Below are 14,588 nucleotides of genomic sequence, written 5' to 3' on the forward strand. Positions count from 1 at the left end.
CGCTGGTGGCGAGATCGCTCCCTGAGCAAAGCCATGCGTTGAACATCGATCAATCCGGTAAATCGGGAGCCGACCACGACTTACGAAAAGATGGCCATGAACAGCTCAGCGTTCTGCAACGTGTGACAATTTAAGACCTGAATCGACAGGTCAAAACTCTGCATAAATGACCAGGCATACAGCCTGGTTACCGCACCCATAGCGATGTCTGCCCATCGCCACCACAACCTCCAAAGCCACGCATTGCGCGGCTTTGTGCCGTGTACCGATCAGGATGGGGAAGCCGCCGAGAAGAGTGGCGAGAAGAAGGGCCTTGCGTCAGCGGCAAGCCAGGCGCACGCCTGGGGTCAGGCGGAGTTGCGGGAGGCTTCGAGCTGGTTGGCCAACAGTTGCACCAACTGCTTCTGGTGGACGAGTTCGGCTTCGCAGTCCATCGAGCGTTCCAGGCGAAAGACGATTTCGCTGTTCATGCTGCGGTAGTTGTACCCAGCCTTGTCGTAGATCTGGTTACGCAGCGCTTCGGGCATGCGTAGAACGAATTTGTCGGTAGTCACGTTTTTTTGCATAAGGTTTCCCTCGGTTGTTCACGCCTGTTTGCCGCATTGGGCAAGGCGATGCAGTCACAACCCAGTTCATCCAGTTCGGGCTCGGCTGCATGGAAATTTCAGAGCGGCCAATCGTCCCTGTGGCGGCGAGACGAATTCTTGTTGTGTATAAAGTCGATTCCAGCGAAGCCCGAGGGTTCCCCCTAAATGACGAGCGTCAGCTTCGCTTAAGCTGCTTTTCGCCGGTGATCACAGCCGTATGTCGAGCTTGTCCAGCAGGATTTCGCTCGGCAGATCGGTGCTGACCAGTTGGTTACGTCCGCTCTGTTTGCCGCTGTACAGGCGGCGGTCGGCGCAGCGGTAGAGCTCGGCAGCGCTGCGCCCGTCCTCTGGCCAGGCCGCCAGGCCGAAGGTGGCGGACAGCGTGATCGGCTGGCCGTGATAGTCCAGCGTCTGCCCGGCGATATGCTGGCGCAACTGATCCACCAGCGGTTCGGCGCCGAGGCGGTCGGTGTGGCGCAGCAGCAGGCCAAACTCTTCCCCACCGAGGCGGCCGAGAAAGTCGGTAACCCGCAGGCGCTGCTGCAGAATATGGCAAATGTGTTGCAGCGCCTGGTCGCCGGCCTCGTGCCCCCACTGATCGTTGACCTGCTTGAAGTGGTCGACGTCGAGCAGCGCCAGCACCAGTTGCCCATTGCTGCGCTCGGCCTCCTGGATCGCCCGCTGCAGCGCGTGCTGGAAGCTGCCACGGCTGGCCACGCCGGTCAGCGAGTCGGTTTGTGCCAGGCGCTCCAGCTCCTCGTAGGCCTGCATGCGCAGGCCGTCATAGATATGCACGAAGACCAGGATCAGCACGCCACACAGCGCCGCGTTGCCTATGTCGATCAGGCCACGGGTATCGAGGTTGAGGCGGTTATCGGCGAAGTACAGCAGCAGCCCCGCGAGCATGAAGGGCGCGGTGAGGAGAAAGGCCCGCTGCTTGCCCAGCAGCAGGTAGGCCAGAAGCGGGATCATGTACAGCCAGACGAACGCCCCCGATGAGGCGTCCGGCATGATGATGATGTAGAGGATGAAGCAGAAGGTCGGCAGCAGGTACAGGTAGATCCACAGGTACAGGTGGCGGGCACGCTCGATGCGCCAGGCACCGAACAGCAGCATGGTGGTGAACAGCACCTCGGCGATGGCGAAGGGATAGTTGCCGGCCAGCGCCTGCAGGATGGAGAAGCCGCCCAGGGTCAGGCCGGTGGCGAGCAGAATGGTGCGCATCAGCGCACGCTTGCCGGACTCGCGCAGCCCTTCACAGTGCCCTGCGCCTACGTCCTTGTGATCGTTATAGTCACCGTCGCCCATTTTATTGCCCAGCACCGCCGCCCTCGATGACGCCTAACAGGCCGTTGAGAACAACCCATACGCTCTCAACGAACTGCTCCCCCTGCTGCAAGCACTAGGCAACTATAGACGCCCTGGCCTGTTTTACACCGCGTAACCCATTACACGCGGCAGCCACAGGGCGATTTCCGGGAAGATCGCCACCAGCAGCAGCGCACTGGACATCACCACGACGAACAACGCCGCCCAGCCGACGGTCTGCTCCAGGCGGATCTTGGCCACTTCCGCCGTGACCATCAAGTTGATCGCCACCGGCGGGGTGAACTGGCCGATGGCGATGTTCATCGCCAAGAGGATGCCGAACCACACCGGGTTCCAGCCGAAGTGCTGCATCACCGGGATCAGGATCGGCATCAGGATCAGGTAGATGGAGATGGCATCGAGCAGCATGCCGGCCAGCAGCACGGCGAGCATCACCAGCGCCAGCAGCACCCAGCCGTTGTCCGACAGCGAGATCAGCCATTCGGCCAGGTGACGGAAGGTGCCGAGCAGGGTGCCGGCCCAGGCAAAGATGCCGGCCAGGGCGATGATCAGCATGACCACGCCGGAGATCACGCCCGCCTCGCCGCACAGGCGCCAGAGGCTGCGCCAGTCCAGCTCACGGGTGACGAACAGGCCGATCAGCACGCCGTAGGCGACGCCAACCACGGCGGCTTCGGTGGGTGTGAACAGGCCACTGCGCAGGCCGCCGAGGATCAATACCGGGGCGAACAAGGCCGGTAGCGCCTGCCTGAAGCTTTCGCCGATGGCCGGGCGCTCGCCCTCCTCCGGGGATTCCCAACCATAGCGACGCGACAGCAGCCAGGCCGGCAGCAGCAGCACCAGGCCGGCGAGGATGCCGGGGAACAGGCCGGCAGCGAACAGCGCGCGCAGGTCGACGCCCGGCACCACGATGGAGTAGAGAATCAGCGCGATGGACGGCGGAATCAGAATCGCGGTCGAGGCGGACGCCGCGATCAGCGTGGCCGAGAACGGCTTGGGATAACCCGCCTTGGTCATGCTCGGCAGCATCACCATGGCCACGGCGGCGGCGTCTGCCGGGCCGGAACCACTCATACCACCCATGATCAGGCACACCAGCACCGCAACCAGGGCCAGGCCGCCATGACGCGGGCCGATCAGCGCCTGGGCGAAGCGCACCAATCGGAGCGCCACACCGGCTTTCTCGAACACCAGGCCGGTGAGGATAAACAGCGGGATGGCAATCAGCGGGTACTTGGCCACGCCGTTGTAGGTGTTGGTGCCAAGGGTGGCGAGCATGTCCGGCGACAGGCCGGCGATGATGCCGATGGCCCCGGACAGGCCGAGGGCGAAGGCCACTGGCACGCCGAGCGCCAGCAGCACGACGAAACTGAGGATCAGCCAAAGATCAGGGCTCATCGCTGATCCTCCCGCGCAGGCGATCGACGGTCATCTGGGTCAGGCGCACGAACACCAGTAGCGCCAGGATCGGCAGCCAGATCACGTACCACCAGTTGGGCAGGCCGAGGCCGGGCGATTCGGAATTCCACTGGAATTCCTCCCAGGCGAACTGCCCGCCGTACCAGCACACCAGCCCCAGCACCAGCACGCCGGCCAGCCACTGCAGCAGGATCAGCGGCGTGCGCAGGCGCGGGAACATCCGCTCCAGCAGGCCGATACGGATGTGTCGGTTGCTACGCATGGCCACCGAAGCACCGGCGAAAGTGAGGATGACCAGCAGGAACACCGAGATTTCCTCGGTGAAGGCGAAAGATGCATCGGTGAAATAACGCACCACCACGTTGGCCAGGCTGATCAAGCTGATGATCACCAGGGCCAGGGTGGCGAGCACGCGCTCCAGCGGCGCGTCGATTGGCTTGCTCATAAGAACCTCGAATGACCGGAGCGATGCGCGGCGCCTCTGCCCTCTCTCCCGGCCCCTCTCCCATTAATGGGAGGGGAGCAGAGCAGGCTGAGGGAGCTTCCGGTCAGATAAAACGAATCAGGGCTGGGCCACGGCCTTGCGCGCGGCGTCCATCAGCGCGTCGCCGATGCGCGGCGCCCACTTCTGCTGCACGCTGGCGGTGGCCTCGACGAAGGCGGCGCGCTCAGCGTCGGTCAGCTCGATCACCTCCACACCGCGCTCGCGGATGTCGGCCAGGCGCTTGGCCTGCGCGCCACGCGACAGCTCGATTTCCCATTTGCCGGCGTCGATGGCGGCCTGGCTGAGCAGCGCGCGATCTTCTTCGGGCAGGGATTTCCACACACGCTGGTTGACGGCGAACACCAGCGGGTCGGCCATGTAGCCCCACAGGGTCAGGTACTTCTGGCCCACCTGGTCGACACGCGCCACGTCGAAGACCGACAGCGGGTTTTCCTGGCCATCCACCGCGCCAGTGGTCAGCGCCGGCTTGGCGTCGGCCCAGCTCATTTGCGTCGGGTTGGCACCGAGGGCGGTGAAGGTGTCCTGGAACAGCGGCGAGCCGACCACGCGGATTTTCAGGCCGGCCATGTCAGACGGGCTGCGCACCGGCTTGGCCGAGTTGGACAGCTGACGAAAGCCGTTCTCGCCCCAGGCCAGCGGCACGATGCCGCGCTGCTCGATGGCGGCGAAGGCCAGCTTGCCGGCTTCACCCTGGGTGATGGCGTCGAGGTCGGCATCGTTCTTCATCAAAAACGGCAGGGAGAACAGGTTGAGTTCCGGCACTTGCGGCGACCAGTTGATAGTCGAGCCCACGGCCATGTCGATCAGGCCCGAGCGCATGGCGGAGAATTCCTTGGTCTGGTCGCCAGCGACCAGTTGCGCGTTGGGGTAGACGCGCAGGGTGATGCGCCCTGCAGAGCGCTCGTTGACCAGATCGGCCCACTTCTGCGCGGCCTGGCCCCAGGGGAAGGCATCGGACAGTACGGTGGAGACGGAGTATTCACGCGCCTGCGCGGTGGCGCACAAGGCGGTCAGCGCAGCGCCAGCGGCGAGCGCGGAGAAGAGTCGCTTGAGTTTCATGGGGCGTCCTTGTGTGGATCTTGGCGTTATCGTTGTGGCACCGGCATAGCGGTGCGGATCCAGCGGCGGGCGGTTGGCTCGCCAGGCATGCCCGGTCGGCATGCGAAAGGGACACGGCAGGTGTCTCGGCTGCCGGGCAGGCCTTGTGGGCGTTCGGCAGGTGCCGGCGGGTTACGCGCAGCCGCCCAACTATTCCAGAAGCGTGCGGCGAATGCCATTGTCTGATGTCTGTTGACGTTGCCCGGCCTGATCGGCGCTGCCCATAATCGCCGGCATCTCCCAGACGGACACTCGCCCATGGCCATTTCCCGCGACGACCTCGACCAGCACGGCCTGATCATCGGCGTGTCGCCCGAGCGCTTTCGCGCGGTGGCCATGCCGCTGCTGTTCGATCACCTCGATGCGCAGTGCGAGGGCACCATCGCGGTCAATCGCCAGGCGCGCATCGTCTGGATCAACGACAAGTACGCGCAGAAGGTCGGCATCGCCGATGCGCGCACGGCGCTCGGCAAGGAGATCGAGGAAGTGCTGCCGGCCAGCCGCCTGCGCGAGGTGGTGGAAAGCGGCCAGCCGAGCATGCTCGACCTGATGGCCTTCGGCAGCGAGCACTTCGTGGTCACCCGCATTCCACTGCGTGACGAGGACGGCACCCTGGTCGGCGCGCTGGGCTTCGTGCTGTTCGACCGCGCCCGCCATCTCAAGCCCTTGATGGCCAAGTACGCCAACCTGCAAACGCAACTGCTCGCCACCCAGCACGAGCTGGCCAAGGCGCGGCGCGCGCGCTACACCATCGCCGGCTTCATCGGCGCCAGCACGGCGGCCAGCGAGGTCAAGCGCCAGGCCCGCCGCGCGGCGCAGCTCGATGCCACGGTGCTGATCCGCGGCGAAACCGGTACCGGCAAGGAACTGCTGGCCCAGGGCATCCACAACCTGTCGCCGCGGGCTAACGGCCCCTTCGTCGCGGTCAACGTCGCGGCAATTCCGGAAACCCTGGTCGAGGCCGAGCTGTTCGGCACCGCGCCGGGCGCCTTTACCGGCGCCGAGCGCAAGGGGCGCATCGGCAAGTTCGAGGTGGCCAATGGCGGCACGCTGTTTCTCGACGAAATCGGCGACCTGCCGCTGCCGTTGCAGGCCAAGCTGCTGCGCGTGTTGCAGGAGCAGGAGGTGGAGCCGCTCGGTTCCAACCAGGTCAAGCCGCTCAACGTGCGTGTGATCGCGGCGACCCATATCGACCTGGAGGCCAAGGTGGCCGCCGGGCAGTTCCGCGATGACCTCTACTACCGCCTCAATGTGCTGGCCCTGCGCGTGCCGCCACTGCGCGAACGCGCCAGCGACATTCCCGCGCTGATCGAACACCTGCTCGATGACCTGGCCAACCGCTCCGGCCTGGCGCCCATGGAGCTGACGGACGATGCCCTCGCCCTGCTCTGTGCGCAGCCGTGGAAGGGCAACGTGCGCGAGTTGCGCAACCTGCTGGAGCGGGCGCAGTTGACGGTCGATGGACGATTGGATGGTGGGGCGTTACGTGGATTGCTGGTCGATCCGGTAGCACCGAGCGAGGCGGTGCCCGTCGTGCCAGTGGTGACGAGCACAACGCAAACGCTGGCCGAGCAGTTGGCGCAGGCCGAGCGTCAGGCACTGCAGGCGGCACTAGCGGCATGCGACGGCAATCGGCAATTGGCAGCCGAGCGCCTGGGTATTTCTCGCGCGGGTTTTTACGCCAAGTTGGCGCTGCATGGGTTGGGGCGAAAGGGCTAAGCGCCTCATTCTGCATGAGCCGGCTTGCTGGCGATGCGCCACCCGCAACGTGTCGCGGCTAAAGCCCCTCCCACAAAAAGCGTAGTGGGCCGGAAATCGCTTCGCGGCTAAAGCCGCTCCTACAGAAACCGTTGCCGTCCGCAATTGCGTAGCCCGGATGAAATCCGGGGCCTGCCCTGCAAGCAACCGACAACTGGCGGGTTGCACCCGCCCTACATCGCCGTAGGGCGGGTTAAACCCGCCGGATGGGAACCTGGTTGGACGCAATCCTGAAAACCACAAATATCCAATTTTCTGGACTAATAACCATCAAGCCGTCCACAAACCTGGACTAAATCCATAAATATGGACACAAAAATCACTCGTGCCGCTCGATTCAAAACGCGCACTCAAGCCTGAAACCCTCGCTTTAGAGCCATTCTGGATCCATCGACCAAGATCTCACCCCAGCCTGGCACGACTCTGGCTCTATATCCGGCAAAGGCGCGCTGCCGCATCCGCGCCTTCCCGATAAAACGGCCTTGAGCCACTAGAACAACAACAAAAGGAACCACCCATGGGTACCCTCGGTATTCTGCTGTCCCTCGCCTTGTTGATGTACCTCGCCTATCGCGGCATCAACGTCCTGATCCTCGCCCCGCTGCTGGCCCTGCTGGCGTTGCTGTTCGCCGGCGACATCGCCCTGCTGCTGCCCACCTACACCCAGGTGTTCATGAAGGCCATGGGCGGCTACGTGATCCAGTTCTTCCCGCTGTTCCTGCTCGGCGCACTGTTCGGCAAGTTGATGGACGACTCTGGATCAGCGCGCGCCATTGCCCATGGCATCGTCGCCAAGGTCGGCAGCCAGCGCGCCATCCTGGCCATCGTGCTGGCCTGCGGCATCCTCACCTACGGCGGCGTATCGCTGTTCGTGGTGGCCTTCGCCGCGTACCCGATTGGCGCCGCGCTGTTCCGTGAGGCGGGCATTCCCAAGCGCCTGTTGCCTGGCGCAATCGCCCTCGGCGCGTTCACCTTCACCATGACCGCATTACCCGGCACTCCGGCGATCCAGAACGCCATTCCCAACCCCTTCTTCGGCACCGATGCCTTCGCTGCGCCGGGCCTGGGGGTGATCGCCGGGCTGATCATGTTCGGCCTCGGCACCTGGTGGCTCACCGCGCAGTCGCGCAAGCTGATGGCTGCCGGCGAAGGTTACGGCGAGCACCGCGATGACCCGGTCATCGAAGAGCGCCGCGACATCCCCGGCTTTTGGCTGGCACTGCTGCCGATCTTCGTGGTGATCGCGCTGAACTTCCTGATGGCCAAACAGATTCTGCCGGCCGTCGACACCAGCTACCTGGCCAAGCCGGAATTCGGCGGCCTGCAGGACGCCAAGTCGCTGATCGGCATCTGGTCGATCATCGTTGCTCTGGGCGCCGCCATCGTGCTGTTGATCGCCATGCACTGGCAGCGCTGGATGGATCTGAAGAAGAGCGTCAACGACGGCGCCTTCGGCTCCATGCTGCCGATCCTCAACACCGCCGCCGAGGTGGGTTACGGCACGGTGATCGCCTCCCTGGCCGGCTTCGTCATCATCCGCGACCTGGTGTTGGGCGTGTCCAGCAACCCGCTGATCTCCGAAGCGGTGGCGGTGAACATCCTCGCCGGCATCACCGGCTCGGCTTCCGGCGGCATGTCCATCGCGCTGAAGACCCTCGGCGCGCAGTACCTGGAAATGGCCAATGCCGCCGGCATCAGCCCCGAGTTGCTACACCGCGTCGCCGCCATGGCCTCGGGCTGTATGGACACCCTGCCGCACAACGGCGCGGTGATCTCGCTGCTGGCGATCTGCAAGCTCACTCACCGTGAGTCGTACAAGTTCATCTTCGTCAACACCGTGGCCTTCCCGATGGTGGCGCTCGCTGTCGTCATCACCCTGGGCACGCTGTTCGGAAGCTTCTGACGAGCATGGCGCCCTCGGGCGCCATGCTGTCTGCAGGCCGTGTTGTTCAATCGTTTTCGAGTACCCGCAATGAGCAAGATCATGACCGCCGCCGATGCCGTGGCGCGTATCCCGGACAACGCCAACCTGGCCACCGGCGGCTTCGTCGGCATCGGTTTCGCCGAGCAGATCGCCATCGCCCTGGAACAGCGCTTCATCGCAGAACAGGCACCGCGCGACCTGACCCTGGTGTATGCCGCCGGCCAAGGCGACGGCAAGGGCCGTGGCCTCAACCACCTGGCCCATGAAGGCCTGGTGCGCCGGGTGATCGGCGGCCACTGGGGCCTGGTGCCGGGCCTGCAGAAGCTGGCGGTGGACAATCGTATCGAGGCCTACAACCTGCCGCAGGGGGTGATCTCCCAGCTGTTCCGCGATATCGCCGCCGGCAAGCCAGGGCAGCTGTCGCGCGTCGGCCTGGGTACCTACGTCGACCCGCGCCATGGCGGCGGCAAGCTCAATGCGCGCACCATCACCGATCTGGTGCGGCTGATGCCCATCGATGGCGAGGACTACCTGTTCTACCCGACCTTTCCGATCCACGTCGGCATCGTCCGCGCCACCAGCGCCGACCCTGACGGCAACCTCAGCTTCGAGCGCGAGGCGCTAACCATCGAGAGCCTGGCCATCGCCATGGCCGCGCGCAACAGCGGCGGACTGGTGATCGCCCAGGTCGAGCGCGTGGTCGAACGAGCCTCGCTCAACCCACGCCAGGTGAAGATCCCCGGCATTCTGGTGGACTGTGTGGTGGTGGCCGAACCGGCTAATCATCAGCAGACCTTCGCCACCGCCTACAACCCGGCCTTCGCCGCCGAGACACGCGTGCCGGTGGACAGCCTGACGCCGATGCCGCTGGACGTACGCAAGCTGATCGCGCGCCGCGCGGCGCTGGAGCTGAAAGCGGACGCGGTGGTCAATCTTGGCATCGGCATGCCCGAGGGTGTGGCGGCGGTGGCTGCCGAAGAGGGCGTGATCGAGCGTCTGACCCTGACCGCCGAGCCCGGCGTGATCGGCGGCGTACCGGCCTCGGGCCTGGACTTCGGCGCGGCGAGCAACCACAGCGCTCTGCTCGACCAGCCTTATCAGTTCGACTTCTACGACGGCGGCGGCCTGGATATCGCCTTCCTCGGCCTGGCCCAGGCCGATGCGGCGGGCAACCTAAATGTGTCCAAGTTCGGCAGTCGCCTTGCGGGGGCTGGCGGTTTCATCAACATCAGCCAGAACGCCAAGCAGGTGGTGTTCGTCGGCACCTTCAGTGCCGGTGCTCAGGATATCCGCATCGAAGACGGCCAACTGCGCATCGTTCAGGACGGCGAGCTGCGCAAGTTCGTCGCCGCGGTGGAGCACCGCACCTTCGCCGGGCGCCTGGCCGCCGAGCGTGGCCAGCCTGTGCTCTATGTCACCGAACGCTGCGTGCTGCGCCTGACCCGCGAAGGACTGGAACTGATCGAAGTGGCGCCAGGCGTGGACATCGAGCGCGACATCCTCGAGCGCATGGACTTCGCTCCCATCGTGCGCGAGCCGAAGCTGATGGATGCTCGGCTGTTCCGCCCCGAACCCATCGGCCTGGGGCAATGCCTGGACTGACGGCAGGCCACTCTTTGAGCGTGAACTTGCGGGCCTGAACAGGCCCGTTTTTTTGTATCTGTCGGCGCAGCGGGAGCTGGCTAGCGATAACGCATCCAGCTCCCAATGATGTCCATGCCCGGCACCTGCTGAAACATCCTAGGTCTATAGTGATTGTTCCTTCCTCACCACACCTTCTGGAGTTCATATGAGCAAGACCTACAACGTCGCCGTACTGGTCGGTAGCCTGCGCAAGGCCTCCATCAACCGCAAACTGGCCCTGGCGCTGGCCGACCTGGCGCCCGCCTCGCTGAACCTGGAAATCCTCGAGATCGGCGACTTACCGCTGTACAACGAAGACGCCGACGGCGACACCGCTCCGGCCTCCTACGCGCCGTTTCGCAGCAAGCTCAAGGCAGCCGATGCGGTGCTGTTCGTCACGCCCGAGTACAACCGCTCGATCCCCGGCGCGATGAAGAACGCCATCGACGTTGGCTCGCGCCCTTATGGCCAGAGCGGCTTCAGCGGCAAGCCCGGCGCCGTGCTCAGCGCCTCACCAGGTGCCATCGGCGGCTTCGGTGCCAACCATCATCTGCGCCAGTGCCTGGTGTTCCTCGACGTGCACGTGCTGCAACAGCCGGAGGCCTACCTCGGCGGCGCTGGCAATTTCTTCGACGAGAACGGCGTACTCAGCGACAGCATCAAGCCCTTCCTGCAGAAGTTCATCGATGCCTATGCGGCATGGGTGGCCAAGCACCTGGGCTAAAGCGGAAGAAAAAACGCCCCGACGGTAGAACGGGGCGCTGCGACAGACTCGCAAAAGGGTGTTCAGGTCATATGGGCGTGAGCACCCGAGAGGTAATCGAGAAGGCGGAACAAGGTGGCGTTGGCCGAGGCGGCATGCGGTGCGCCGTCGCGAATGCTGGCGTTGTCCTGTACCTGACCGGGTAGATGCAAGTCGGCAGCGGCATGCTGCAAGCGCTCGTCCAGGCTCGGCGCATCCGCCTCCAGCTGGCACAGCAAACCGATGGCACGCTCCTGCCAGACGAAACCCTGCAAAGCCGCCGCCGCCGAGCCGTACAAGCCGATGGCTCCATGCGGCAGGCTGCAGTGCTCACGCTGCCAGTGCAGCGCCAGCAGCCGTTGCGGCAGCATGCGCCCAACGGGCGACTGGCGTGATTGCGGATCCTTCTCCAGTTGCCACCAACCGATTCGCGCCGCCTGCGGATCAGCCGCGATACGCACGCCGAGAGCCTCGGCCAGGAGCAAGGCACCCAGTCCGCTGCCGAACACCCGTTTGCGCATCATCAAAGCCTGGTGGATCAGGCGTTTTTCGGCGGCCATCCAGGCGTGCTGGCGCTCGTCGTGCACGCTCAGCGCGCCGTCGAGCAACAACAGCAGTTCGAAATCCTCCAGGCTCGGCAAGGGCGCACCAGCGTGCAGTGAATGCCAACTGACCGCATGGTCGCCAAGCCAGTGTTCCAGTGCCGCCGGGCCAACGCCCGCACTGTGCTCGATCAGGGCGATACGCATCAGGCCACCTCCTCGCACTGCCGCTCGGCCCGCTGCAACGCTCGACCCAGGCGACGCAGCATTTCCTCGACGTTGCCATGGCTGACCGTCAGCGCTGGCGACAGGCGCAGGCAGTCGCGACGGGCAATGCCGAGCAGCAGGCCCTGTTCGCGGGCCGCACGCTGGACGGCCAGTGCCGAAGGCCCGATCAGGGGCAGACCAAGCAGCAAACCATGACCGCGCAACGAGCCATGCCCGTGCCGCCGCGACAGCTGTGCCAGACCTTCACGCAGGTGCTCGGCCACCTCGCGAATCTGGCCGAAGAAGCTGCCGTCGAGTACGGCGCTGAGCACGGCGACACCGGCCACGGTCAGCAGCGCTTCGGCCGAGCAGGCCGGCAGCCAGTCCCCCGCCTCATCGGCGATGCGCCCACGCGCCAGCACGGCGGCCAGGGGCAGGCCACCACCAAGCGCGCAGCCGAGGGTCAATAGGTCGGCGCGCACGCCGTACAGTTCCTCGGCTAGCAGCGCGCCACAACGTCCCATGCCGCTGCCCGTCTCGTCGAGGATCAATACGGCGCCCTGCTCGCGGCAGAGCCGCTGCGCGCCTTGCAGGTATTCCAGTGTCGCAGGCACCACACCAGCGCTCAGTTGCACCGGTTCGATCAGCACGGCGGCGCAACGCAGGTCGACCACGGCGGCCAGCGCCTCGAGGTCGTTGAATGGCACGCGGATGACTCGCGTCGCCCCGAGGTGCAGTGGCAGGGCAAGGTGGCTGCCGTCGAGCAACACCAGGGTGTCCGCCGCTGGTTTCTGCTCTGCCGCCGCCAACAGGGCCAGGCGAACCGCCAGTGCGTTGGCCTGCGCGGCATCGCTGCAAAATGCGGCGCGCTCGCTACCGGTGGCCTGGCACAGGCGCGCGGCCAGCTTGAGCTGCCCCCGTGTGCACTGCTCCTGCCCAGGACTGATCAACAGCTCGGCCTGGCGACGCAGGGCATCGAGCAGCAAGGTCGGGCTGTGACCCAGGCTGTTACCACCCTGGCCCTGGTCGAAATCGAGATAGGCGCGGCCCTCGCTGTCCCACAGCCAGGAGCCCTGCCCACGTACGAACAACGATGCCGCACGCTCGCCCATCAGGTGCAGGCGTCCCATACCCTCACGCATAACGACGCCCCGCTTCGCCCAACACACCCTCCAGCGGCAAGCCGAGCAGGCGCGCCGACCAGTCCTCCAGGCGCCCGCTTCGCAGACGCTGCGCGGCGATCTCGCGCCAGCGAGCCGACAGCGCCGGGCACAGTTGCAGTTGCTGCAGGCCGGCCCGCTCCAGCGGCGTGTGATAGAAGTGCTGCAACGCCCGCGCCACGCTCAGGCTCGGGTAGCTGCGCTGCACCAGTTCGAACGGCATATCGACGCTGACGAAGCCTGGCTTGAGCACCCGGTAGAACCAGCCACAGCGGCCGCTGTCCTGCACCACCTGCGCCAGCTCGGGATGCAGGCCGTCACGATTGAGGCGATAGCACGGCGAACGTGGCTGGCTCACCTGCAGCAGCACGTCCCCCCAACGAAAGACATCGCCGATGCACACCTGCGCCTCGGTCAGCCCCAGGCTGGAAAGGTTCTCGCCGAAGCTCGGCCGGGCCCAGTCCAGCTGCGGATAGCGCGCCTGCCAATGCTCATAGTGTTCCGCCGGGTAGTGATGCAGGGCGCGTTCAGGGCCGCCATGGAAGCGGGCATCGCCCTGCTCGTCCTGGCCGAGCCCCTGCGGCCACAGCCACAGGCGGTGATCGACCCGCTGCTTGTGTCGCGCCACACTGAGTCCACCGCCAATCTCTTCGGCTTTGCCTATGAATATACCCTGCACCTCGACCTGCTTCACCGACCGCTCCGGCCTTATCGGCTGTTGATCATGGCGCTAGACTAGGGAGCATCAGATCATTTTTACATTTCGATTTCCCTGCTTGATTCATAATCAGAACTTATGGATTTTCGTCAGCTTCGCTACTTCGTCGCGCTCTATGAGGAAGGCCATGTCGGCCGCGCCGCCGAGCGCCTGAGCATTTCCCAACCGGCGCTGTCGCAGCAGATCCGCCAACTGGAGGGCGAGCTGGATGTCGGCCTGTTCCAGCGCAGTGGTCGGCGCCTGCTGCCCACCCTGGCCGCGCATACGCTGTACAACCACGCCCTGCCGCTGCTCGACGGCATGGAGCGCGCGCGCGAGGCGCTGCGCAGTTTCCGTGGGCCGGGGCCGCGCAGCCTGTCCATCGGCGTGCTGCAGACGGTCAACGCCAGCCTGGTGCCGCTGCTGCTGGAACGCCTGCAGCAGGCGCAGCCGCAGTTGGTAGTCAAACTCTACGAACTGTCGGCCGTGGACATCGAGCGGCGCCTGCTCAGTGGCGGCCTGGACATCGGCATCGGCTTCCTGCCGCCGCGCCAGCCCGGTTTGCACAGCCTGGCGCTGTACGAGGACGAGTTGCAGCTGGTGGTGCCGGAGAATCATCCCCTGCGTGAGTTCCGCAAGGTGTCGCTGAGCCAGGCCGCGGAGCTGCCGATGCTGCTGCTCGGCGAGGAGTTCCGCATCCGCCAGATCTGGCAGGAGCAGCTCGCCCTGCTCGGTCGCAGGCCGCAGGTGCAGGCCGAGCTGAACCATATGAACGGCATCCTCGACAGCCTGCCACACACCACCCTGGCCAGCGTGCTGCCCGGCCGCGCCCGGCAGATGCATGCTCACCGAGGGCTGCTCTGGAAGCCCCTGAGCGAGCCGCGCATCCCTTTGCAGGTTGGCCTGGTCTACCGCGACGCGCAGCGCCAGCAGGCGATGATCGACCTGCTGCGCACGGCGCTCGACGGCGCCTGGGACACGCCCTGAGCCGGGTTCG

Annotated in this window: 13 protein-coding genes; 5 read left to right on the forward strand and 8 right to left on the reverse strand. The window is 65.3% G+C overall.

Annotated features, from left to right (window positions below; genetic code table 11):
* Positions 1–347: 347 nt before the first annotated feature.
* The 5 genes from VC352_RS06415 to VC352_RS06435 form a co-directional block, all read right to left on the reverse strand.
* Entirely contained in the window at positions 348–554 is a 207-nt protein-coding gene (locus tag VC352_RS06415) for an Arc family DNA-binding protein (protein WP_322978750.1), read from the reverse strand.
* Positions 555–794: 240 nt separating this feature from the next.
* Positions 795–1,895 (reverse strand): GGDEF domain-containing protein, encoded by a 1,101-nt coding sequence (locus VC352_RS06420; protein ID WP_322979001.1) that lies wholly within the window; start codon positions 1,893–1,895, stop codon positions 795–797.
* A 123-nt stretch (positions 1,896–2,018) separates the two neighbouring features.
* A complete protein-coding gene (locus VC352_RS06425; RefSeq protein WP_322978751.1) occupies positions 2,019–3,314 on the reverse strand; it encodes a TRAP transporter large permease in 1,296 nt (431 codons plus the stop codon).
* Complete coding sequence (locus tag VC352_RS06430; protein WP_322978752.1) at positions 3,304–3,780, reverse strand: TRAP transporter small permease; 477 nt, start codon at positions 3,778–3,780, stop codon at positions 3,304–3,306. The genes VC352_RS06425 and VC352_RS06430 overlap by 11 nt, the downstream gene beginning before the upstream one ends.
* Positions 3,781–3,897: 117 nt before the next feature.
* Positions 3,898–4,899 (reverse strand): DctP family TRAP transporter solute-binding subunit, encoded by a 1,002-nt coding sequence (locus VC352_RS06435; RefSeq protein ID WP_322978753.1) that lies wholly within the window; start codon positions 4,897–4,899, stop codon positions 3,898–3,900.
* 297 nt (positions 4,900–5,196) lie between these two features.
* Between VC352_RS06435 and VC352_RS06440 the strand changes: the two genes are divergently transcribed.
* The 4 genes from VC352_RS06440 (at position 5,197) to VC352_RS06455 (ending at position 10,967) form a co-directional block, all read left to right on the forward strand.
* A complete protein-coding gene (locus VC352_RS06440) occupies positions 5,197–6,657 on the forward strand; it encodes a sigma-54 interaction domain-containing protein (protein WP_322978754.1) in 1,461 nt (486 codons plus the stop codon).
* A 556-nt stretch (positions 6,658–7,213) separates the two neighbouring features.
* A complete protein-coding gene (locus tag VC352_RS06445) occupies positions 7,214–8,599 on the forward strand; it encodes a GntP family permease (protein ID WP_322978755.1) in 1,386 nt (461 codons plus the stop codon).
* 69 nt (positions 8,600–8,668) lie between these two features.
* Entirely contained in the window at positions 8,669–10,222 is a 1,554-nt protein-coding gene (locus VC352_RS06450) for an acyl CoA:acetate/3-ketoacid CoA transferase (protein WP_322978756.1), read from the forward strand.
* Between the two features lie 187 nt (positions 10,223–10,409).
* The gene (locus VC352_RS06455; RefSeq protein WP_322978757.1) at positions 10,410–10,967 is read left to right on the forward strand and encodes an NADPH-dependent FMN reductase; all 558 of its coding nucleotides are present in this window, start codon (positions 10,410–10,412) and stop codon (positions 10,965–10,967) included.
* A gap of 62 nt (positions 10,968–11,029) precedes the next feature.
* Here the strand turns inward: VC352_RS06455 and VC352_RS06460 are convergent, their stop codons facing one another.
* The 3 genes from VC352_RS06460 to VC352_RS06470 are packed head-to-tail and all read right to left on the reverse strand — an operon-like array spanning position 11,030 to position 13,588.
* Positions 11,030–11,734 (reverse strand): type 1 glutamine amidotransferase, encoded by a 705-nt coding sequence (locus tag VC352_RS06460; protein WP_322978758.1) that lies wholly within the window; start codon positions 11,732–11,734, stop codon positions 11,030–11,032.
* A complete protein-coding gene (locus tag VC352_RS06465) occupies positions 11,734–12,876 on the reverse strand; it encodes an aspartate aminotransferase family protein (RefSeq protein ID WP_322978759.1) in 1,143 nt (380 codons plus the stop codon). Before VC352_RS06465 ends, VC352_RS06460 begins: the two co-directional genes overlap by 1 nt.
* Complete coding sequence (locus VC352_RS06470) at positions 12,869–13,588, reverse strand: MOSC domain-containing protein (protein WP_322978760.1); 720 nt, start codon at positions 13,586–13,588, stop codon at positions 12,869–12,871. Before VC352_RS06470 ends, VC352_RS06465 begins: the two co-directional genes overlap by 8 nt.
* Positions 13,589–13,690: 102 nt before the next feature.
* On the opposite strand from VC352_RS06470, the gene VC352_RS06475 reads away from it, so the two are divergent.
* A complete protein-coding gene (locus tag VC352_RS06475; RefSeq protein WP_322978761.1) occupies positions 13,691–14,578 on the forward strand; it encodes a LysR family transcriptional regulator in 888 nt (295 codons plus the stop codon).
* Positions 14,579–14,588 lie beyond the last annotated feature (10 nt).

Source organism: Pseudomonas sp. C11, assembly GCF_034683865.1.
Lineage (GTDB): Bacteria > Pseudomonadota > Gammaproteobacteria > Pseudomonadales > Pseudomonadaceae > Aquipseudomonas.